General features: G+C 68.7%; 15 protein-coding genes and 2 pseudogenes. 12 read left to right on the forward strand and 5 right to left on the reverse strand.

All coding sequences use genetic code 11. The features are described 5' to 3' along the window. Positions 1-56: 56 nt before the first annotated feature. Positions 57-1,070 carry a transposase gene (locus JD77_RS13385; protein ID WP_170286440.1) on the reverse strand — a complete coding sequence of 338 codons (1,014 nt, stop codon included), beginning with the start codon at positions 1,068-1,070 and terminating at the stop codon, positions 57-59. 115 nt (positions 1,071-1,185) lie between these two features. On the opposite strand from JD77_RS13385, the pseudogene JD77_RS13390 reads away from it, so the two are divergent. The 3 genes and pseudogenes from JD77_RS13390 to istA form a co-directional block, all read left to right on the forward strand. After that, positions 1,186-1,473: pseudogene (locus JD77_RS13390) on the forward strand (transposase); the annotation flags it as partial. A 647-nt stretch (positions 1,474-2,120) separates the two neighbouring features. Beyond that, positions 2,121-3,002 (forward strand): reverse transcriptase domain-containing protein, encoded by an 882-nt coding sequence (locus tag JD77_RS13400; RefSeq protein ID WP_145774692.1) that lies wholly within the window; start codon positions 2,121-2,123, stop codon positions 3,000-3,002. Positions 3,003-3,059: 57 nt separating this feature from the next. Continuing rightward, positions 3,060-3,851, forward strand: a complete 792-nt coding sequence (gene istA / locus JD77_RS13405; protein ID WP_246140622.1) for an IS21 family transposase — start codon at positions 3,060-3,062, stop codon at positions 3,849-3,851. On the opposite strand, the gene JD77_RS13410 is transcribed toward istA, so the two are convergent. Further along, entirely contained in the window at positions 3,840-5,246 is a 1,407-nt protein-coding gene (locus JD77_RS13410) for an IS4 family transposase (RefSeq protein ID WP_145773096.1), read from the reverse strand. The genes istA and JD77_RS13410 overlap by 12 nt on opposite strands. A 113-nt stretch (positions 5,247-5,359) precedes the next feature. Between JD77_RS13410 and JD77_RS13415 the strand changes: the two genes are divergently transcribed. From JD77_RS13415 to JD77_RS13435, 5 genes are all read left to right on the forward strand, one after another. Further along, positions 5,360-6,025 carry a Mu transposase domain-containing protein gene (locus JD77_RS13415; RefSeq protein ID WP_246140623.1) on the forward strand — a complete coding sequence of 222 codons (666 nt, stop codon included), beginning with the start codon at positions 5,360-5,362 and terminating at the stop codon, positions 6,023-6,025. Continuing rightward, positions 6,022-6,783 carry an IS21-like element helper ATPase IstB gene (gene istB, locus JD77_RS13420; protein WP_013289162.1) on the forward strand — a complete coding sequence of 254 codons (762 nt, stop codon included), beginning with the start codon at positions 6,022-6,024 and terminating at the stop codon, positions 6,781-6,783. Before JD77_RS13415 ends, istB begins: the two co-directional genes overlap by 4 nt. Continuing rightward, positions 6,783-7,043 (forward strand): hypothetical protein, encoded by a 261-nt coding sequence (locus tag JD77_RS13425; RefSeq protein ID WP_145774161.1) that lies wholly within the window; start codon positions 6,783-6,785, stop codon positions 7,041-7,043. Before istB ends, JD77_RS13425 begins: the two co-directional genes overlap by 1 nt. Positions 7,044-7,175: 132 nt before the next feature. Further along, entirely contained in the window at positions 7,176-7,736 is a 561-nt protein-coding gene (locus JD77_RS13430; RefSeq protein ID WP_211372554.1) for a group II intron maturase-specific domain-containing protein, read from the forward strand. A 141-nt stretch (positions 7,737-7,877) separates the two neighbouring features. After that, entirely contained in the window at positions 7,878-9,614 is a 1,737-nt protein-coding gene (locus JD77_RS13435) for an IS1182 family transposase (protein WP_145777570.1), read from the forward strand. Here the strand turns inward: JD77_RS13435 and JD77_RS13440 are convergent. Beyond that, positions 9,543-9,884: a hypothetical protein gene (locus JD77_RS13440; RefSeq protein ID WP_145774694.1), complete on the reverse strand. Its 342-nt coding sequence runs from the start codon at positions 9,882-9,884 to the stop codon at positions 9,543-9,545. The genes JD77_RS13435 and JD77_RS13440 overlap by 72 nt on opposite strands. Between JD77_RS13440 and JD77_RS13445 the strand changes: the two genes are divergently transcribed. Further along, complete coding sequence (locus JD77_RS13445) at positions 9,867-10,091, forward strand: hypothetical protein (RefSeq protein ID WP_145774695.1); 225 nt, start codon at positions 9,867-9,869, stop codon at positions 10,089-10,091. The genes JD77_RS13440 and JD77_RS13445 overlap by 18 nt on opposite strands. Before the next feature lie 265 nt (positions 10,092-10,356). Here JD77_RS13445 and JD77_RS13450 read toward each other — a convergent pair whose 3' ends face one another. Beyond that, positions 10,357-10,683: a helix-turn-helix domain-containing protein gene (locus JD77_RS13450; RefSeq protein ID WP_145774696.1), complete on the reverse strand. Its 327-nt coding sequence runs from the start codon at positions 10,681-10,683 to the stop codon at positions 10,357-10,359. Then, entirely contained in the window at positions 10,680-11,756 is a 1,077-nt protein-coding gene (locus tag JD77_RS13455) for a tyrosine-type recombinase/integrase (RefSeq protein ID WP_145774697.1), read from the reverse strand. The genes JD77_RS13450 and JD77_RS13455 overlap by 4 nt, the downstream gene beginning before the upstream one ends. 281 nt (positions 11,757-12,037) lie before the next feature. Between JD77_RS13455 and JD77_RS13460 the strand changes: the two are divergent. The 3 genes and pseudogenes from JD77_RS13460 to JD77_RS32840 form a co-directional block, all read left to right on the forward strand. Beyond that, positions 12,038-12,859, forward strand: a pseudogene (locus JD77_RS13460) (IS5 family transposase); the annotation flags it as partial. Between the two features lie 209 nt (positions 12,860-13,068). Beyond that, on the forward strand, positions 13,069-13,911 hold the full coding sequence (locus JD77_RS13465; RefSeq protein ID WP_145773437.1) for an IS5 family transposase: 843 nt from the start codon (positions 13,069-13,071) through the stop codon (positions 13,909-13,911). A gap of 515 nt (positions 13,912-14,426) precedes the next feature. Continuing rightward, positions 14,427-21,653 (forward strand): hypothetical protein, encoded by a 7,227-nt coding sequence (locus JD77_RS32840; RefSeq protein ID WP_211372555.1) that lies wholly within the window; start codon positions 14,427-14,429, stop codon positions 21,651-21,653. The last annotated feature ends 531 nt before the right edge of the window (positions 21,654-22,184 follow it).

The raw sequence follows: 22,184 nt of genomic DNA on the forward strand, positions 1-22,184 counted from the left end.
CTGGCTTCCGGCTGCGGCTGTTTGGGGAGGACGGTGACTCTGCTGCCGAATTCGGTTCAGGCGGCGAGGGCGAGGTCGAGGCGTTGGAGGTTGCTGGTCCGGCCTGGTTGGAGGGGGTGTCCGGTTGACCAGGCGTGGAGCCGGATGAGGTTGAGGGCGGTCGCGGAGAACACGTGTTGGAGGTGGGTTTTCGCGGTGCCGCGGTAGCGGGCGTGGCGGATGCCGGTGATTGCGAGGGCCTGGCTGATTGTGCTTTCGATTCCGGCGCGCAGCTTGTACTTGTCTGGCCAGTCTTCGGTGGTCTGCCGGGCGCGGGCCTGGGCCAGGGCGTGGTGCAGGTCGCGGGGGTAGAACGTGAGCTGTCGGCCGCCGCGTTTCGCGGTGGTGCACTGTGCCTGTGCGGGGCAGGGCCGGCAGGTGGTGCCGGCGAACTTCACCACGATGACTTCGGTGCCGCGTTGGGTGGCCGGGCTCCAGCAGGAACTGGTGCGCCCTTGCGGGCAGGTGACCTGCCGGGTGTCGAAGTCGATGGTGAAGGCGGTCTTGTCGTATCCGGTGCCGGCGCGGGCCTGGGCTGACTGGTCGAGCAGGGCGGGGGTCACGAGGGTGACTCCGTAGGTGGTCGCGGCGGTGGCGATGACCTCGGCCGAGGGGTAGCCGGAGTCGAGGTAATGCTCGGCGGGCAGCAGTTCACGTTCGTGTAGCTGCTGGTGGATGCCGGTGGTGGCCTTCACATCGGGGACGGTGGCCGCGGTGGTGGCCACGTTCGTGATCAGGTTCGGGGTCCGTGGCTTGCGGTCAGCGGGCTCGGCTCGTTCGTCCTGGCCGGCGGGTGTGTAGGAACCCCGGTCATCATCGCAGGTCTCCGTCAGGTGAACCTTGAATCCGTTCCAGAACAGGTCCTCACCCTTGGCGGCCCACCGGGTATCCGTGTCGTAGGGGGAGGTGATCCGTGATCTGGCGGGCGGGAGACCGTCTGTGTCTGCCTCCCGCCGCCGGATCACCTCCCGCCCTCGCGTGTCGATGGTGATGTAGTAGTTCTGCACCAGCACGATGCGCAGCGTCTGCACGGCGGGCAGTTCACGCAGCCAGGCCGGGGCGCTGGGGGCGAATACCGCGCGGAGCAGGGCTACTGTTCCGCACCGGGTTTGATGGAGACATCGAAACCTGGGAGGAACACCAGCGATGCCCGCACCGAAGAAGTACAACGATGAGCTGCGTGAGCGTGCGACCCGGTTGGCCGTCGAGGCCCGCCGGGATCCGGCGTCCGCGGTCGGAGCGATCCGGCGGATCGCCGGTCAGCTCGGGGTTCATCCGGAGGCGTTGCGCACGTGGGTGAAGAAGGCCGAGACCGACGCCGGTGAGCGGCCGGGCACCACCAGCAGCGACGCCGAACGCCTCGCCGCGTTGGAACGGGAGGTGCGTGAGCTGCGGCGGGCGAACCAGATCCTGAAGTCCGCGGCGTCTTTCTTCGCGGCGGAGTTGTGCGCCATGTAGCGCTGATTGATCGAGGAGGGGTGGGAGACCTTTCCCGCCGGGTCGTCGCAGCGGCCTGGTGAAGCCTGAGGGCAGCCTGATCCGCAGCAGCGGCGGTGAGGGTGGCAAGCGGCCCTGACGGGGGCGGGACGTGCCGGGACTGCCAGACGGTGCGGGCCTGTTCGGCGAGGCCAGACGGTGTAACGCGAGTGAACCAGTGGTTGAAGCTCCGTAACAGCGAAGCCGGCTCGAAACCTGGTGGATCTGGGCCGGTGTGCAGTGCACGACCGCCGCGGTCTTGTGGTGGTCGACTCCGAAGCCGTGTGGCTCCGACGGTGGGGAGGCCGTGGTGAAGGTCTGCGGCGTAGCCGCGGCGATGCTGCCGGAGTAGAGCTGGGCGCCTCGCTGGCCGATCGATCGATAAGTGAACGTGGGAACCGACCGGCTGTCCGCCCGCTGGCTGTCTATCCAGGACGGTTGTGGGCAGGTGAGTTGCCGCTGACGGGTGGCTGGTCGGGGCGGAGGCCTCGTAGTAGTCGCGGGCGTGACGACCCGCCGTCGGGGTCCGGGAGAGCCGGACGCAGGGCGAAGGGGGCCAGCAAGTCGAGCAGTACGGATGCGGGAATGCCAGGAGGTTGTCGCCGGTGAATACCGACGAGCTGGAGTCGGCCCTTCGCCGGGCCGAAGACCGGGTACTGGGGATCCAGGCCACGCTGCATCGTTGGGCTCGTGATGATCCTCGTCGCGTGTTCGATGACCTGTTCAACCTCGTCACCGATCGAGCGTTCCTGTTGGTGGCGTGGGATCGGGTGCGCAGTAACAAGGGCGCCAAGACCGCTGGGGTGGACGGCGCCACGGCGCTGTCCATCGTCGTGCGGGTCGGAGTCGAGGGGTTCCTCGACGGGCTGCGGGCCTCGTTGAAGGATCGCAGTTTCCGGCCGGTGCCGGTGCGGGAGCGGATGATCCCCAAGCCCGGTGGCAAGTTGCGCCGGTTGGGGATCGCGACGATCACCGACCGGGTGGTGCAGGCGTCGATGAAGCTGGTGTTGGAGCCGATCTTCGAGGCGGATTTCCTCCCGTGTTCCTACGGGTTCCGCCCGGGACGCCGGGCCCATGACGCGGTGGCCGAGATCCGTTACCTGGCCACGAGACCACGCAGCTACGAGTGGGTCGTGGAAGGTGACATCAAGGCCTGCTTCGACGAGATCGACCACACCGCCCTGATGGGCCGGGTACGTGGCCGCATCGCCGATAAGCGCGTGTTGGACCTGGTGAAGGCGTTCCTGAAGTCGGGCATCCTCGGCGAGGACCGCCAACTGCGGGAGACCAACGCCGGCACTCCGCAGGGGTCGATCCTGTCCCCGTTGCTGAGCAACATCGCCTTGTCGGTGCTGGACGAGTATGTCGCCCAGCGCCCCGGTGGCCCGGCCACCGGCAGGTGTCGGGGTACGGCCTGGAGTGCAGAGCTAAGTACAGCTGATCTTGCAGAGGTGCGCACTGTTTGTCCGTCGTCAGCGGGTGACTGAGGGTGAGGCTGCTCGGGTCGTGATCGGGCAGACGTGGGGCGGCTGGCGATGGGAGCGATGGATGAGCAGCGGTGGCTGGATGTGCGCCGGTTCCGGGCGTTGCACGAGGCTGGTGCGAGTGTCTCGGAGATCGCTCGTGAGACGGGCCTGAACTGGCGGACGGTGAAGAAGTACCTGGCTGCTGGTAGCGGCGAGGTGGTGCCGCCGGTTCGGGCGCGGCCGGCTCGGGGGCAGTTGATCGACGTGTTCGCGCACGTGGTCGATGCGTGGCTGCGGGCGGAGTTGCTGCTCAAGGGCACGGTGATCCATGAACGCCTTGTCGAGCAGTACGGGTTCACCGGCAACTATCAGCGGGTGAAGCTGTATCTGCAGCAGGCCCGGCCGCGGATCGCTGCGGAGTTGGGGATCAGTCCGGATCAGCTGGCCGGGCTGCACCGCCGGTTCGAGGTCGTTCCGGGCGCCCAGGCGCAGGTGGACTGGGGCGACGAAGGCGGCATCCTGGCCCATGTCGGGATCCCGAAGGTGTACTCGTTTCACATGGTGCTGTCGTACTCGCGGGACCCGTTCTGCTGTTTCACCACCAGCCGGGACCTGGCCGCGTTCTGGGAGTGTCACCGGCGGGCGTTCGCGCACTTCGGCGGGGTTCCCGGGGCGATCGTCTACGACCGGACCAAGACCGTGGTCCGCCGGCATGTCGCCCCGGGCCAGGCGGTGCCGCTGCACCCGGAAGCGGTCGCGTTCGCCGGGCACTACGACTTCGACATCGATGTGCTGGCCGCCTATCGGCCGACCGGCAAAGGGCGGGTCGAACGGCAGGTCACCACAACACCGTTGCGTTTAGCGCCGTGAGCGGGAGGCAAGCCCCTTTTCGAAGATTGTGATGTCGGCGTGGAAGGTGTAGGTCTGCGTGGTTGCGGGGTGCTGTCCGGCGTTCGGGCTGTACTTGCTGGTCGGGTTCTTGCGGGAGCGGGCCTTGATTCGAGGGCGGCGCCAGGCGGGTAGGAGGTCGGCCAGCGCGGCGTGGCCTATCGTGCCGAGGAGGTCGGTTGAGCTGCCGGGAAGGATTCCGCTGGCGGTGGTGATCGTGTCGGCGGCGGCGTCGATGAGGACGGTGAAGCTGATCCGGTCCATGTCCAGGCCGGGCTGGGTGCAGGTGGCGTCTGCTGCCGCGCGGATGAGGGCCTGGTAGGCGGTGAGCAGGGCGTACACCTCCTGCTCGATCCCGGGGATGCTGCGGGAGCGCAGGACGCGGCCGTCGAGCATGGTCGCTTTGATCGAGAAATACGTGGTTTCGGCCTGCCAGCGTTCGTGGTAGAGGTCCACGAGTTCGTGGGCGGGGTAGCGGGTGTGGTCTGTCAGGCTGGTGATCAGCCGCCACTGCTCGCGCCGCAGGCTGCCGTCGGCCAGTGTGACGGTGACCTGCGCTTCGATGACCCGCACCAGGATGAGAGCGGGTAGGCTGCCGTAGCCGATGCGGGCCAGGTAGGAGCCGTCGGGTAGGCGACGCTGGATGGTCGGGCAGCGGCGGGCGGATGAGCGGACCAGGAACTGCGCGCCGGTGGCGCCGACGTCGCGCAGGAATTCCGCGGCGTCGAAGCCGGCGTCGGCCAGCAGCAGCATCGTGCGGTCCAGGACGCCCAGAAGCCGCCGCGCGTAAGCCAGTTCGCCTTCTGTTTCGGGGCCGAAGGCCGCGGCGAGCAGGGCGCGGGTCCCACACTCGATCACCACGAGCAGCCGTAGCAGCGGGTAGCCGAACTCCAGCTTGTCTCCTACGCGTTTGGGGTAGCGCCAGGTGACCCGTTCCTCGTCGGGCACGTGCAGGTGGGTGCCGTCGATGGCCACGGTACGCAGGCCCCGGTAGAACACGCCGGGCTGGCCGAGCAGACCGACGGCACCGGCCAGGGTCTCGAACAGGCGCCGTAGCGGCGCTACTCCGACCCGGCGGCGAGCGCGTGACAGTGAGGAGATACTCGGCCGCGTCAGGCACAAGCCGGCCAGGGCCGCGGTCAGCTTCCCCCACGTCGCTCGGTAGGAACAGCGGTCGAGCAGGGCGAGTGCGAGGACGAAGTACACCACGACCCGAGACGGCAGCAGCCGCAGCCGCTTCTCGCGTGTCCCGGTTTCTTCCAGCACCGCGTCGACCAGGTCGAAGTCGATGATCTGGGTCAACTCGCCCAGATGTCCGGGCGCGTGCACACCCCCGGCTACCTCGATCGACCGGGTGATGACAGACTTCTCCTGCAACGGGACTCCTGAGGCATGATCTTCTTGCTCGACACAAGTTGATCTATCAGAAGTCCCGTTCGCGTCTTCAAAGTCCCCCTTGACTCATCCGCCGATCGCCAAACGCAACGGCGTTGCAGGTCACCATCATCCGCGATCATGTCCTGGCCGGGCGGGCGTTCTCGTCGCTGGCCGAACTCGACGCCACGTTCATGGCCTGGGTGCCACAGCGGCGGGCCGTAAGGCATCGCACCCACGGCGAGATCATCGGCGTGCGGGCGGTCCGCGACCACGCCGCGCTGCGACCGATCCCCGCCCGGCCGTATGTGGTCGCCGACCGGCATCTGCGGCACGTCGGCAAGGACTGCCTGGTCGCCTACGCCGGCAACCTCTACTCCGTGCCGGCCCGACGGGTCCGCCACCGCCAACTCGTGGAGATTCGGGCGACCGCCGCCACGATCACTATTCACGCCATCGTGCCCGGTCTGGACGGCACCACGCTGCTGGCCACGCACCAGCGGGCCGTGGGCCGCGGCGCCCGCGTGGTCGACGAGAGCCACTGGGACGGTCTGCCCGACGGACACACCCGGGCCGTCACCATCGGCGACCCCGACAGCGGGCAGTCGACCGCACGCCGACCGGCCCGTCACGACGGCGGCCAGGGGCCGCTGCAAGCCCTGCTCAACCGGGCCGCCGCCGCCCAGATCGCCGTCGAGGCCCGGCCGCTGTCGGTCTATGAGCAGATCGCTGCGGCCAGCCCGTTCACCAACCGCCCACACCTGAAGGACGTCTCGAAGTGAGTGAGCTGGTCACCAACCGCATCCACGCCAGCGCCACCAAACTCGGCCTGCCTCACCTGGCCAAGACGCTGCGGGAACTCACCGGCCGGGCCGACACCGAAGCCATGGGCTACCTGGAGTTCCTCGACCTCGTCCTGGAAGAGGAACTCGCCGTCCGCGACGAACGCCGCTTCCGCGCCGGGCTACGCCTGTCGAAGCTGCCGCACCACAAGACCCTCGACGACTACGACTTCAGCTTCCAACCCGACCTGGACCCCCGCAAGGTCCGTGACCTCGCGACCCTCGCATTCGTGCAGGCCAAGGCCAACGTCGCTCTCCTCGGCCCACCCGGCGTCGGCAAGACCCACATCGCCGTGTCCCTCGCGGTCGCCGCCTGCCGAGCCGGATTCACCGTCTACTTCACCACCCTCGACGACATGGTCCGCCACCTCACCGCCGCCGACGCGATCGGCCGCCTGGCCCGCAAGCTGCAAACCTACCTACGCCCCACCGTCCTGGTCATCGACGAAGTGGGCTACCAACCCCTCGAACGACCCGAGGCCAACCTCGTCTTCCAAGTGATCTCGAAACGCTACGAGAAGGGCTCCACCCTGCTGACCTCGAACAAAGGCTTCGGCGAATGGGGCCAAGTCTTCGGCGACGAGGTCCTGGCCACCGCCATCCTCGACCGGCTCCTGCACCACTGCGACGTCGTCCCCATCAACGGCCCCAGCTACCGACTCAAGAACCGCCTCACCGCCATCGAGAACGTCGCCTGATGCCCACCCCGGCCACCCCGGACGACCCCGCAGCCACCAGCGACACCAACCGCGGCGACCTGCTGCAACTCCTGCTCCAGATCTGCGAGGACTTCCTCGCCCGCACCACTCCGGCGACCCACCACGAGGTCGACACCCTCCTACGCGCCCGCGGCATCACCGGCGGACCCGGATGGCTGATCGACATGCTCGGCCTCACCCGCCTGCGCCTGCAAGACGCAACCCACCGTGACGAACAAGGCGCCCACCGCGACACCTGACCTCTGCAAGATCAGCCGTACTCACCTCTGCACTCCAACGAGTACCCCGACAGCAGGGTTGAGAAGGCCAGACGGCTTCGGCGCGGTCTGCCGAACTTCAAGCTGGTCCGGTATGCCGACGACTGGTGCCTGATGATCAAGGGCAGCCGGGCGGATGCCGAAGCGCTGCGGGACGAGATCGCCGGGGTCCTGGCCACGATGGGCCTGCGCCTGTCGGAGGCCAAGACTCTGATCACCCATATCGACGAGGGGATGGACTTCCTCGGGTGGCGCATCCAGCGTCACCGCAAGAGGGGCACCAATCGGCACTACATCTACACCTATCCGGCCAAGAAGTCGCTCAAGGCGGTGATGGCCAAGGTGAAGACCCTATGCCGGCAGGTCGAGGTGAACCAGCCGCTGGATGACCTGATCCGCAGGCTCAACCAGGCGGTACGGGGCTGGTGTGCCTACTTCCGGCCCGGTGTGTCGTCGGCGACCTTCGCCTACCTCAGCCACTACCTGTGGCAGACGGTCTGGCGATGGCTCCGGCGCAAACACCGCCGGAGCACCTGGAAGGAACTGCGCCGCCGCTACTGCGACGGCGGATGGTGGCCCCACGGCCAACGGGAACTGTTCGACCCGGAGAAACTGAGCACCACTCGGTACCTCTACCGCGGCGCGAACATCCCCACGCCCTGGCCAGCCACCTGACGACGAGACACGACGACTCTGCTGCCGAATTCGTGACACGCCGTCGGGATCGTTCTGGCTGGCTGGTTCTGGGGTGATGATCTCTGTTCGCGGTCGTGTTCTCCTCGTTGGCGGCCGCGGGATGGGGGTGTACGGGTGTCGATGCAGCCGCGGTCGCGGGTGGAGATTCCGGAGCAGACGGTGCTGGTGGCCCGGGCGGCGTTCCCGCAGGGCAGCGTGGCGATGTTTGCCCGTGACGAGCTGGGTCAGGTGTTCGCCGATGAACAGTTCGCTGCCGCGTTCGGCGTTCGGGGCGCCCCAGCCGAGTCCCCGGGTGTGCTGGCGTTAGTGACCGCCCTGCAGTACGCGGAGAACCTGACCGACCGGCAAGCCGCGCAGATGGTGGCCCGGGCCATCGACTGGAAGTACGCCCTCGCGCTGGAACTGACCGATCCCGGGTTCGATGCCAGCGTGTTGAGCAAGTTCCGGGCCCGGCTGGTCGAACACGGCCTGGAGGAACAGGTCTTCATCAGGATGCTCGCGGTGCTGGCCGACAAGGGCCTGGTCAGTGCCGGCGGTAAGCAGCGCACCGATTCCACCCACGTGATCAGCGCGGTCCGCGACCTCAACCGTCTGGAACTGGCCGGCGAGTCGGTACGTGCCTGCCTGGAAGCGTTGACGGTGGCCGCCGGGTCCTGGCTCGCTACGGTGATCGACGTCGGCGAGTGGGCGCACCGGTACGGACCCCGCGTGGATTCCTGGCGGCTACCCGCCTCGGCGGCCAAGCGGGACCGCCTCGCGCAGGTCTACGGCGCCGACGCGGTAGCCCTGCTCCGCGCGGTATTCGCCCCCAGCGCCCCGGCCTGGCTGCGTGAACTGCCCGCCGTGCAGACGCTGCGCATCGTGCTGGTGCAGAACTACTACATCACCATCGACACGCGAGGGCGGGAGGTGATCCGGCGGCGGGAGGCAGACACAGACGGTCTCCCGCCCGCCAGATCACGGATCACCTCCCCCTACGACACGGATACCCGGTGGGCCGCCAAGGGTGAGGACCTGTTCTGGAACGGATTCAAGGTTCACCTGACGGAGACCTGCGATGATGACCGGGGTTCCTACACACCCGCCGGCCAGGACGAACGAGCCGAGCCCGCTGACCGCAAGCCACGGACCCCGAACCTGATCACGAACGTGGCCACCACCGCGGCCACCGTCCCCGATGTGAAGGCCACCACCGGCATCCACCAGCAGCTACACGAACGTGAACTGCTGCCCGCCGAGCATTACCTCGACTCCGGCTACCCCTCGGCCGAGGTCATCGCCACCGCCGCGACCACCTACGGAGTCACCCTCGTGACCCCCGCCCTGCTCGACCAGTCAGCCCAGGCCCGCGCCGGCACCGGATACGACAAGACCGCCTTCACCATCGACTTCGACACCCGGCAGGTCACCTGCCCGCAAGGGCGCACCAGTTCCTGCTGGAGCCCGGCCACCCAACGCGGCACCGAAGTCATCGTGGTGAAGTTCGCCGGCACCACCTGCCGGCCCTGCCCCGCACAGGCACAGTGCACCACCGCGAAACGCGGCGGCCGACAGCTCACGTTCTACCCCCGCGACCTGCACCACGCCCTGGCCCAGGCCCGCGCCCGGCAGACCACCGAAGACTGGCCAGACAAGTACAAGCTGCGCGCCGGAATCGAAAGCACAATCAGCCAGGCCCTCGCAATCACCGGCATCCGCCACGCCCGCTACCGCGGCACCGCGAAAACCCACCTCCAACACGTGTTCTCCGCGACCGCCCTCAACCTCATCCGGCTCCACGCCTGGTCAACCGGACACCCCCTCCAACCAGGCCGGACCAGCAACCTCCAACGCCTCGACCTCGCCCTCGCCGCCTGAACCGAATTCGGCAGCAGAGTCCAGCCAGGCGTCGAACTGGGAGGGCCGGTCATCGTCGAGCAGTCCGACGAGGGTGAGGATCTCGGCGGTGCGTCCGACGCTGAGGCCGTGGGCGCGTAGCGCGGGGATGATCTGGCTGTAGCGGACCTTCTCGCCAGCGGTGTGGTGGGAGAGCAGGATGACCAGGGCGCGGTCGACATCATTGGCGATCCAGTGGGTCCAGCCGTGGGCCTCGCCCCACCTCCTGGCCTCGTGCTGGGCACGCAGCAACCACGGGTTGGCGAGGTCGGCGTGGCGGCGCGGTCGAACGCGGTGAAGTCGCGGTGCGCCTCGAACATCGGCGGCTGTGTCCAGCCGCAGACCGGCGCCGACGTGATCGGTTTCGATGTGGACTTGCGGGGTTGCCGGCCGCGTTTGCCTAATCGTTGCTGGCCGTTGCGGGCTTTCTGGCGCTGCATCTTCGCGAAGAACAGCTGATGGTGGTGGACCCGTTGGAGATAGGGCAGCAGGGTCGGCGTCCACACGCCCTTGGCGTCGGCGCTGGCCTGGCACCAGCACAGGCGGCAGTAGTCGTTCTTCAGGGGCACGGTCCGGCCGCAGCCGGCGCACTGGGCGTCGTCGGGGTGCTGTTGTCGGAAGCTGCGGCAGGCCACGCAGCGGCGGCTGGGTAGTACGCCCCAGGCGAAGCACTCGGCGCAGCCGATCGCCAGCGCGCCAGCGCCGCGTGGCCGTCGTGGGATGCTCACGCGGGCGGTAGTGACCGGCCGTCGCGTCGTTGCGGCACCACCGCTGTCGTGGCGCCGCCGACAGCAACAACGGGTTTCCCTTGTCCCGCAACGGGTTTGGTGACCCTCTCCGGTTCGGCGACGAGGAGGTCGGCGACGGTGCAGCCGATCGTGACGCAGATGACGTCCAGGTCATCGAGTTTGATACTGGCCGGCTGCCCGGACCACAGGCCCGACATCTTCCCGGCGGAGATGACCAGGCCGTGCTCGGCCAGCATCCGCTGCAGGTCGCTGGCCTTCCAGATCCCACGCTGAGCGGCGGCCAGCCGCAGGTTCCACTTCACGCCAGCAGCCCCTTCAATCGTTGCGCGGCACGCTCGTGCCCCGCGGCCCAGGCATCCTCGACATGGGTGCGGTGAACATGGACATATCTCATAGTTGTGGCGATCCAGGAATGGCCGAGGACCTCCTGGATCGAGATCAGATCAAGGCCGCCCTGATAGAGCCGCGAGGCCGCATAGTGGCGCAGCACGTGCGGAGTGAGCGTGTCCGCCCAGCCCGGCAAGTGCTTGGCGGCGGCCTCGGCCAGCCCCGCGCGCAGCGCGTCGTCACCGACCCGACGGCAGGTGCCGTCGGCGTGCTTACGCTCGGAGGGGAACAGTGGCGCGCCGGGCCGGACGTGGTCGTCGTCGAAGTGGCCCCACACGTCGGCGACGAACCAGGCGAGGGTCCGCCGCGCGTTGTTGATCAGCGGCACGATCCGCTCCCGCGGCCCGGAACCCCGCGCGCCCTTGCCGTGACGCACGTGCAACTTGCCGAACCGGCCCAGGTCCCACTTGACGTCGTGCAGGTCCAGCCGACACGCCTCGTCGACCCGTAAGCCCACCTCGGCCATCAGCCGGGCCGCGGCGTAGTTGCGGGCGGTGGGCGCGAACTTCCGGCAGGTCGCCAGCTCTTCCCGCCACCCCGCGAACAGCACCTCGACTTCCGCGTCGGTCGGTGGGATACGCAGCATCGCCTCGGTGCCACCGCGCGGCCGGTTGAGCTCGTCGATCGGGCACTCGACCACCCGACCGGTCAGGTTGTGGATCTCGACCTTGTGACGCAGTTCCAGGAACAGGAAGTACGTCTTGAGCGCCTGCGCCCGCGCCAGCCGGGTGCCCTTGGCCGTCTCGCGCAGCACCCGACCGAAGTAGGCGTCCGCGTCGGCCGGCTCCATCTCCCACAGCGGCCGGCCGAACCAGGTCCGTACCTGCTCCAGGTGCCCGACGTCGCCGCGGATCGTCGCGTCCGCCAACCCGGCCGACGCGCGGGCCAGCACGAACCCGGCCAGCACGTCGGTCTCGAATTCGGCGATGTCCTCCGGCCCCGGCTCGGCCCGGACCACCCGCAGATCCCGCACGACCGCCAGTCCCAACCCGAGCCTCCTCGCCTTCACCGGCGACATCAATCAGTCACCGACGACGACAACGACTCAGAATTTCTGAAGTGACGTCAACCCCATTCAGTCGCGCGGAAGACCCGCAGACTCCCGCCCTGGCCAGGGGAAACAGGATCAGACCTCAGACCACCACGTGAGGAACTGGCGGGTTGTTTCTTAGAGACCGTCGGGTAACCAGCTCCGAGCGTTCTGTTACGGGGAGACACGTCGATGCCGGGTGCTCGACAAATAGATCATCCCCGCCATGATCGCGTTGTGTGCGCAACTGCAACTGTGGCGGGGATGACGCCCGTTCATGCTATCCGTCGAGCTTGACCGATGCGATGTGGGCGATCCTCGCGCCCTTGATGCCGGTACGCGACCTGCGTAAAGGCGGCCGGCCGCGCAAGTGGGGAGATCGGCTGATCCTGGATTCGATCTTCTATGTGCTGCGGTCGGGCTGTCCGTGGCGGATGATGCCGCGGGATCTGGCGCCACCGGACGCGGCACATCGCTGGTTCACGACGTGGCGGAAGAACGGAACGTGGGACGCGATCCACGACGAGCTTCGCCGGCAGGTGCGGGTAGCGGCCGGTCGTGAGCCGGAGCCGACAGCGGCGGTGCTGGACGCCCAGTCCATCAAATCCAGTGAGGGCGGCGAATGCCGTGGGTTCGACATGGGCAAGAAGACCACCGGCCGCAAGCGGCACCTGGTCGTGGACACGATGGGGCTGATCCTGGTCGTGATGGTCACCTCCGCCTCGGTCAACGACCGTCCCGGTGGCCGGCGGATCCTGGCGCGGCTGGCCGAGGCGTTCACCACCATCGCCCTCGTGTGGGCCGACGGCGGCTACGCCAACAGCATCGACTCCACTCTGCTGACCTGGGCGAAAGAGCAGCTCGGCATCCTGGTGGAGATCGTCAAGCGCAACGACGACGTCAAGGGCTTCAAGGTCCTACCGCGCCGGTGGGTGGTAGAGAGGACGCTGGGTTGGCTGGTCCGTAACCGACGCCTGGCCCGGGACTACGAACGGCTGACCGTCAACTCAGAGGCCATGATCAAGGTAGCGATGATTCGACTCATGACGATACGCCTGGCCGGTCAAACGATCCGCTGGGCCAACGCCACCGAGCGCGAAGCCGCCCAACGCATCAACGTTGAGCGACTTCTCGCCACGTAGTCACCCGGTTACCCGACGGTCTCTTAGAGCCCGCGCAAATAGGTCAGACGCGCTGCCCCAGATACGAGGCGGGCACGGACATCCATGATCATGAAGGTGCTTACGCCTCGTGATCGCCAGGAGTGTCCGTGCCCGTTGTTCCATCATGGCTGATGACCCCGCTGTGGGACCAGTTCGCCGCGCTGTTGCCCGAGCGGCCGCGGGTTGATCCGTCGCATCCGCTGGGGTGTCACCGGCCGCGGGTGGCGGATCGGCTGATATTCGAGAAGTTGTTGCAGGTGCTGCGGTTCGGGTGTGCGTACGAGTCGATCGCGGACAGTGGTTGTTCGGCGACGACGATCCGGAACCGGCGTGACGAGTGGATCACGCTGGGCGTGTTCGAACAATTGAAGGCCATCGTATTGGACACCTATGACCGGATTGTCGGACTGATTCTGGACGATATCTCGGTGGACGGGTGTATCACCAAGGCTCCCGGTGGCGGTGAGGTCGCCGGCCGGTCTCCGGTCGACCGGGGCAAGCAGGGGATGAAACGCTCCAGCATGGTCGAGGCCCGGGGGATCCCTCTCGACCGGGTTCTGGCCGGCGCGAACCGTCATGATTCACCACTACTGGCGTCTACTCTGGACAAGCTGGACGTGTTCGGTCCGCTGCCGGAGAAGGTGACAGTACACCTGGACGCCGGCTACGACTCGGCGGTCACCCGCGAGCTTCTGGCCGGCCGTAACCTGCACGCCGAAATAGCCCATAAGGGCGACAAAGCACCCATCCAGGCGGGCCGCAGGTGGCATGTCGAGCGGACGAACGCCTGGCACAACGCCTTCAACCGCCTGCAACGCTGCTACGAACGCCGAGAACGCGTCATCGACGCGTTCTTCGACCTCGCCGACGCGATCATCACTCTACGTAGCCTGATCCGGCAGGCATGGACCCTCTACCGCTGGGACAACCGTCCCACCCGGCGCCCATGATCTTGACCTATCTGCGCGACCTCTTATGCACGGCGTGGCACCGACCACCAGGTGAGGTGGGCGGCGCGGGTGAGCGCGCCGGTTTCGCGGAGGGCTGGCATGACGGGCCCCGACGCCTCGGAGTACCGCTGCGGGTTGGCTCGGGTCGGGGGTCAGGCCCCCGTCCGGGGCCCGGCGTGGGGTGTGGGTGTGGGGTGGCGCACGTGTGGGTGGGGATGGCTGGTGTCGCCGGTGTCGACTACCGTCACTTTGCGGTGAGGGGTGCGTGGCTCTCGGCGATCAACACTGTCGGTGGTGGTGGGCGTCGGTCGGGTCGTGGGGTGAGGTGTGGGGGTTTTGGCCGGCGGGTGGGCGACGGGGTGGTGAGGTTGTCGCCGGCGAGGTGGTCGGGGCTGGGGTGGGCGGTCCGCGGGGCTGGCTGATCCGTACTGGGTGTCCTTGGTTCGGGGGCGGGGAGGGAGCGTTGCGCGTTGGTCGCCGCTGCTTTTTCGACTGTTGAGCTCAGTGAGAGTTCGTTGCGGGTTTTGGAAGGGTTCACCGGGGTGCGGGTGTCCCGGGCGAAGTTGCCGTTGTTGTGGGATGACATCGGCACGCTGGAGATGCTGGCGGGTCGGGTGCGTACGGTGCTGGGTCCGTTGCTGGAGCAGACGGTCAGGGCGGTCCGGCAGGCGGGGGAGGGTGAGGCCTTCGACCGGTTCGTGGCGCAGACCGCTCCGTTCGTGGGGAAGATGGCCGAGACGGCCGATCTGATGCTCGCCGTGGTGGAGGCGGAGAAGAAGTTCTTCCTGGAGACGGAGACCGGCAAGCGTACGACGGTGGCGATGTTCTCCTTCATGCAGGCCGAGTTCGCCGCCGCCGCCGCGATGTGGTTCTGGAATCCCGTGGGGGCGGCGGCGCACCTCGCCCAGGCGCGGACGATCATTCAGGTGGTCCTGCGTTCGGCGTTGGTGCGGTCGGCGGCGAGTAGCACGGCGATGCAGATGCTGACGATGCCGGGTTCTGCGTTGTTGGCGCAGGTGTCGATGATGACCGACGGTCTGCAGTCGGGGGTGAACTGGTCGGCGGTCGGTAAGCAGGCGGCGTACGCGGGGGCGGTGGCGTTCCTGAGCACGGTGGGCGGGCCGGCGTTGGGCAAGGTCGCTGGCGCTGTCGCCGCCGCGGTCAGCAAGCTCGGCCTGTCGGACACGACCAAGATGCTGTTGACCGATCTGCTGACGCGGCCGGTGTTGGAGACCGGCACGGAGGGAATCTTCGGTATCGGTGCCAGCCTGATGGTCGACGGGTACTACGACACCGGCAATCTCGGTGCCGATCTTCTGTCCGGGGCGCTGTCGGGGGCGGGCGGGTCGGCCGCGAGCGGGCTCGGGCTCGTCGTGAGTCGCGCCATGAATGGGCCCCGGGTGCGGGTGCCGCATATCGCGTTCACGCCCGACGGTAGGCCGGTCCTGCCGGTGGCGTCGACACCGGTTGGTGTGGACTCGTCCACGGGCTACCAGAGCGGGGTCGACGATCCGAAGGCTGTGGCTGCCGGCACGCAGGCCCCGCCGCCCACCCCGCCGCCGCCGCTGCCGGCATCGAACATGCCCACGCCGAAGCTGAACCTGCCCACGCCGAACGACCCGTCGGTGCCGTCGTGGTCGGTGCCGTCGTGGTCGATGCCGGCCGTGCCGGCGCCGCAGTGGGTTGTGGCAGCGGGTGGGCCGGTGGTCGAGCGGTGGCATCGGTTCCAGCAGGATCTGGTGGACCGTTACGGTGGGCTGCTGGCCGGGGTGGCTCGGGCGGGCAAGAGCATGGCCGCGCTCGCCATTCCCATCGAGCGGGTTTTCGCCGGGTGGGTCGACGCCCGACAGGGTGATCGGGTTGTTGCGGGTTTCCTGTCCGCGGTCGGTCTGCCCGCTGCCGCGCTGACCGAGGGGTATCTGACGGGTGTCCGGCAGCGGGCGGTGGCCCGGATGGCCGAGGCGTTGGCGTCCGCGGGTGGGCAGTTCCCGGCCGAGGTGCGGGCGCAGCAGCTGGTCGCCGCGCTGCCGGCGGCGTTCGACCTGGAGGCGCTGCGCGCGATCGCGCACCTGGCCGCCGAACACCACATCGACCAGTACCTCACCGCCGGCCTACCCACAGGCGCCAGCACGCCGACAGGCCCTGGCACGTCGTCGGCCGCTGGCGTGCCGGGGGGCGCTGGGGCGGCGGTGCCGTCCGCCGCCGTGCTCGAGGCGGTCGTGGGCGGCGTGCGGAGCCAGGTGGACCGAAGGGTCGATGCGATCCTCGGTGCCCCCGCCGTGCTGCCGGCCGTGCTGCCCGCTGTGGTGGCCGGTCCCGACGCCGCGCAGGTCAGTGCCGTGGCGGATGCGGTCCGGCAGGTGGTCGTCGACCTGCCCGCCCGTTTCTCGGCCGCGGCCGTTCCCGGCGTCACCGGAGCGGCCGCCGGTGTGGCTACCCTCGACGTTGAAGAAAGCGGGCGTACCGGCGCGCCGACAGTGCCGGTAACGTCCGAGCAGCACACCGCGGCGGCGGCCGGCCTGGCGCGGGCCCAGTTCACCGCGCTGGCCCACCGGTACGGCCTGGATCCGGCCGGTCACGACATCCTCGCCGGGTCGTTCCAACAGGAATGGAAGGACCGGTACCAGCAGGTCCTCGCCGAGGCCGCCGGCAGCGCCACGTCCGGCGCGCCCGGCACGGCGGGGACGCCTGGCACCCCGGACGCGGCCAGCGCCGGTAGTACAGTGCCGGCTGGCGGCCGTGACATCGCCAGCGCCGGCGGCCGTGACAACGCCACCGCCAGTGACATGTCTGTGTCCAGCGATGACGTGTTCAGCAACCTCGACACCAGCGACACCATGTCGATCAGTGACGTGTCCTTGCCGGACGAGTCGCTTGGCGGGGTGCCCGGCAAGCACGGCCTCAGCGACGCGGGTTCGTTCAGCGACGCGGGTTCGTGGCGGGATGTGTCGTTGCGGGACGGACCGGTCAGTGGCGGCCCCGGCAGGCACGGCGAGCCGGCTGCGGCGGCGACTGAACAGGATCTCACGCCGTTCGGGTCCGGGCAGCGGGTCGCTAACTGGGCCGCTGCGGAGCAGGTACGTCCCGGCAGCGGTGACCTGTGGTTGTGTGTGGCGGCCACTCTCGATGTGTTCCACACCGTGTACAAGCGGTTGGGCAACCGGGCGGTGTTCGACGACCGGATCATCGGGCCGGACGGCCGGCTCGCGCCCACCATGGGCTGGCCGCAACTGTTGGAGGTCCTCGACGCGGTGCCCGAGCGGGTCGCCCACCCGGACGGGGTCGCGGGAGGGGACGTGCTGGCCGCGTTGCGGGCGGTGCCGGGGTCGATGGTGGTGGTCAGGGCCGCGCCACCGAACGAACCGCAGCACGTGTTCGCCCTCCACAGCCGGCCGCAGGATTCCGGGCCGCCGAGGATCCGGGTGCGGGACCCTCTGCTGCCCGGCGCCGTCGACCGACCCGAGCCGGACGATCCGATACGTGATCCGTGGCTGCGACACCTGTTCGCATCCAGCACCCGGGTGGCCGCGTTCGACGGAGACGGGCGGCCCGCCACCATCACCGATCTCCTCGGCCCGACCGCCCGCCACCCGCAGCCGATCACCACGACCGGCACCGACACCAGCGCGTTCCTGCTCGCCTCCACCAGCCCGCCACGCGGCCCGTCCCACGCCATGCGGGCAGACACCACCGCCCCCGACCCGGCCGACTCCCCCCACTCCGATCCACTGGTGGACCCGGCCGATCTGCTCTATCTGCTTGTTGAGGCCGTGGGCACGGAACCCGACCCCGAGCCGCAACCGATGGATCCGCGCAAGGACGACCCGTCTGGTACCGGCCCGGCGTCCGGTGATCAGGAATTCCAGAACGTACGGGACCCGGATCTTGACGGGATGAATCTGGACACACCACACCTCGACGGCGCGTGGGGGCCGCCGCGGAACACCGGACAGATCGAGTCCCCGGACGGGGTGAGCGATCCGGGTCAGCCCCAACAAGCACCATTGCCGGACCCTCCCGCGGGCAGCCAGTGGGTGCTCAACCAGGAGGAGGCCCGGACGCTGTTCGACCAGCACGCCAAAAACATCGCCACCACACCACAGCACCGGGGTGATCTGCAGGAGTTGTGGAACGCCCTGATCGACTGTATGGACAACAACGGGACCATCACCGCCAGCCAGCCAGCCCTCGCCAAGGCGACAAAGGCAGTGAAGTTGACGGTGCGTGACCGGATCGGGGTATTGCTCCGCAGTGGTCTGCTGCAGCTGGTCCAGGAAAGTCACGGTCCCTGGGCAACGCGGTACAGGGTGAGCGATCCGGGCCAGCCCCAGCAAGCACCTTTGCCGGAGCCTCCTGCGGGCAGCAAGTGGGTGCTCGACCAGGATGAGGCCCGGACGCTGTTCGCCCGGCACGTCGACCACATCGGCACCACAACACGGCAGCGGGATGGTCTGCGGCGGTTGTGGGACGCCCTGATCGACGGTATGGACAACGACGGGAAAATCACCGCCAGCCAGGAAGACCTCGCCAAGGCGACAGACGCACACCAGACGACGGTGCGTGGCCGGATCGAGGTATTGCTCGACAGTGGTCTGCTGCAGCTGGTCCAGAAAGGTCACGCTCGCGGGGCGGCGGCGCAGTACAGGGTGAGCGATCCGGGTCAGCCACGCGGCCCGTCCCACGCCATGCGGGCAGACACCACCGCCCCCGACCCGGCCGACTCCCCGGTTCGCCGCCGAGACCGGACGGCTCGTCGAGGCGTGGGCCGACCCCGCCGCCGAGGAGGGCGTGTCGCCCGGCATGGGGCTGCCGCAGCGGACACCGGACAGGTCGAGTTCCCGTACGGGGTGAGCAACCCGGGTCAGCCCCAGCAAGCACCGTTGCCGGACCCTCCCGCGGGCAGCCAGTGGGTGCTCGACAAGTCGGACGCCCTGACGCTGTTCGCCCAGCACGCCAGAAACATGCCCACCACAACTCAGCGGCAGCAGGATGGTCTGCGAAAGTTGTGGGACGCCCTGATCCACCTTATGGACGAGGCCGGGATCATCACCGCCAGCCGGGAAATCCTCGCCAAGGCGACAACCCCCTCCACGGCGCCGAAGACGGTGGAGCACCGGATCGGGGTATTGCTCCGCAGTGGTCTGCTGCGGCTGGTCCGGGAAGGTCACGGTGGCGTGGCGGCGCGGTACGCGGTGAGCGCTCCGGGTCAGCCCCAGCAAGCATCGGTGCCGGGCCCTGCCCTCGGACCGGACCGCCCGCAGGGTGAGGACCTGTCCCGGCTGGACCACGGGGGCACGTTGCCGATTTCCGGGCCGGTACCTGCCTCCTCGACGGACACGGGTCCGCCCTGGCCGCTGGGCGACCCGGCCGCCCCCACGGCATCGCCCTGGCCGGAGGCGTGGGTTCCGGACATTGCTGTGCCCGACCGGCACGGTGCTGCGATACCCGCCGACTTCGGCCACATGGACAATCAGCCCGACGACGGCAACGAAAACCTCGACGACTGGGCCTACCAGGGGGACCTAGCCGATCTGCTCGATCCGTTTGATCCGCTCCATCCGGGGCGGATCAGCCCGCCCACGGCCATGGACACGGAACCCGACCCCGGGCCGCAACCGACGTATCCGCCCCAGCCGCAGGCCCCGCCCGGCCCGACATCGTGGTCGCAGCCCAGCGGCGACCAGCCCAGCCAGTTGCCAGGGACGCCGTCGTTCCCAACGCCCGGACTGGACGTGCAGGATCCCGGACCTCAGTTGCCGATGCCCGGGCCGGTACCTGCCTCCTCGACGGACACGGGTCCGCCCTGGCCGCCCGAGCCGCCCTGGCCGCTGGGCGACCCGGCCGCCCCCACGGCATCGCCCTGGCCGGAGGCGTGGGTTCCGGACATTGCTGTGCCCGACCGGCACGGTGCTGCGATACCCGCCGACTTCGGCCACATGGACAATCAGCCCGACGACGGCAACGAAAACCTCGACGACTGGGCCTACCAGGGGGACCTAGCCGATCTGCTCGATCCGTTTGATCCGCTCCATCCGGGGCGGATCAGCCCGTCCACGGCCATGGACACGGAACCCGACCCCGGGCCGCAACCGACGTATCCGCCCCAGCCGCAGGCCCCGCCCGGCCCGACATCGTGGTCGCAGCCCAGCGGCGACCAGCCCAGCCAGTTGCCAGGGACGCCGTCGTTCCCAACGCCCGGACTGGACGTGCAGGATCCCGGACCTCAGTTGCCGATGCCCGGGCCGGTACCTGCCTCCTCGACGGACACGGGTCCGCCCTGGCCGCCCGAGCCGCCCTGGCCGCTGGGCGACCCGGCCGCCCCCACGGCATCGCCCTGGCCGGAGGCGTGGGTTCCGGACATTGCTGTGCCCGACCGGCACGGTGCTGCGATACCCGCCGACTTCGGCCACATGGACAATCAGCCCGACGACGGCAACGAGAATCTTGACGACTGGGCCTACCAGGGGATGCGGGCAGACACCACCGTCCCCGACCCGGCCGACTCCCCCCACTCCGATCCGGCGGGCAAGGACGACCCGTCTGGTCCTGGCCCGGCGTCCGGTGATCAGGAATTCCAGAACGTATGGGACCCGGATCTTGACGGGATGAATCTGGACACACCACACCTCGACGGCGCGTGGGGGCCGCCGCGGAACACCGGACAGGTCGAGTCCCCGGACGGGGTGAGCGATCCGGGTCAGCCCCAACAAGCACCGTTCCCGGGCCCTCCCGCGGGCAGCCAGTGGGTGCTCGACCAGGAGAAGGCCCGGACGCTGTTCGACCAGCACGCCAACCACATCGCCACCACAACACGGCAGCGGGATGATCTGCGGCGGTTGTGGGACGCCCTGATCGACCGTATGGGCACCAACGGGAGAATCACCGCCAGGCAGGAAGACCTCGCCAAGGCGACAGACGTACGGCAGTCGACGGTGCAAAACCGGATCCAGGTATTGCTCCGCAGTGGTCTGCTGCAGCTGGTCCAGAAAGGTAGCGGTCATGGGGCGACGCAGTACGGGGTGAGCAGTCCGGGTAAAGCACCGTTGCCGGAGCCTCCCGCGGGCAGCAAGTGGGTGCTCAACAAGAAGGACGCCTGGGCGCTGTTCCGCCAGCACGCCGACCACATCGCCACCACAACGCAGCAGCAGCGGGATGGTCTGCCGCCGTTGTGGAACGCCCTGATCGACCGTATGGACAACAACGGGACCATCACCGCCAGCCTGGAAGACCTCGCCAAGGCGACAACCCCCCACACAGCAAAGGGCACGGTGCAAGACCGGATCAAGGCATTGCTCGGCAGTGGTCTGCTGCGGGTCGAGAAAGGTCACGGTCGCGTGGCGGCGCGGTACAGGGTGACCGATCCGGGTCGGCCCTGGCAAGCACCGGTGCCGGGCCCTGCCCCCGAACCGGACCGCCGCCCGCAGGGTAGTGAGGATCTGTCCTGGCTGGACCACGGGGATACGTCGCCGATGCCCGGGCCGGTACCTGCCCCGCCGGCGGGCACGGGTCTGCCTGGGCTGCCCGGGCCGTTGGACGACCCGGACGCCCTCACGGCGTCGTCCTGGCCGGCGGGGCCGGCCGCGTCGTCCTGGCCGGTGGAGGGGGCGGGACCGGCGGGGCGGGTTTCCGGCAGTGGTGTGACCGACGGGCACGGTGCTGCGATACCCGCCAACGTCGACCCGCCCATCGGCAATCAGCCCGGCGACGGCCGCAGGAACCGCGGCGACTGGGCCACCGGGTAGGGGCCGGACATGAGGTTTTCCTAACGCTCATGTCACCGGGAATCATCTAGTTGATCTTCAGGGCGCGGGGTTGAGCGTCTGGCCAGGCATGCGGCATTCGTCCCGGATGTCCCTGTCGGCAGAGGACCATTTGACGACAGGGTGCGAAACGGCGTCAATGGACCACTCCCGACCACGGAAATCCGACCCGCCGATCCAATGCAGGCCGATCCGAGTTGACGACAGCGTTATGACAGTTGGATCAGACGGACATCATCCCGGCCGAACCGGCCCCAAGGCCATTCGCGCCGGAGCACTGGATAGTGCAAGAGGTGTGTCCTGCTCGGGCAGGGACGCGCTGCGCGCGTCGATGGCGTCGACGTCGACGTCGCTCAGGGGGGGGGGAGAGAGAAGGAGTTCCCTCCTTACGGGAGGGAGTCTGGCTTTCGCGGCCTGGTTGGCTGGGTCTGTCGAACGGCCGTTGACCTGCGCTGTGAGCCGTCTGGGCGGGGGCCGTGGTGTGCTGCTCCGGGGTGCGCGGTGGTGAAGCCC

It is taken from the genome of Micromonospora olivasterospora, assembly GCF_007830265.1.
Taxonomy (GTDB): domain Bacteria; phylum Actinomycetota; class Actinomycetes; order Mycobacteriales; family Micromonosporaceae; genus Micromonospora; species Micromonospora olivasterospora.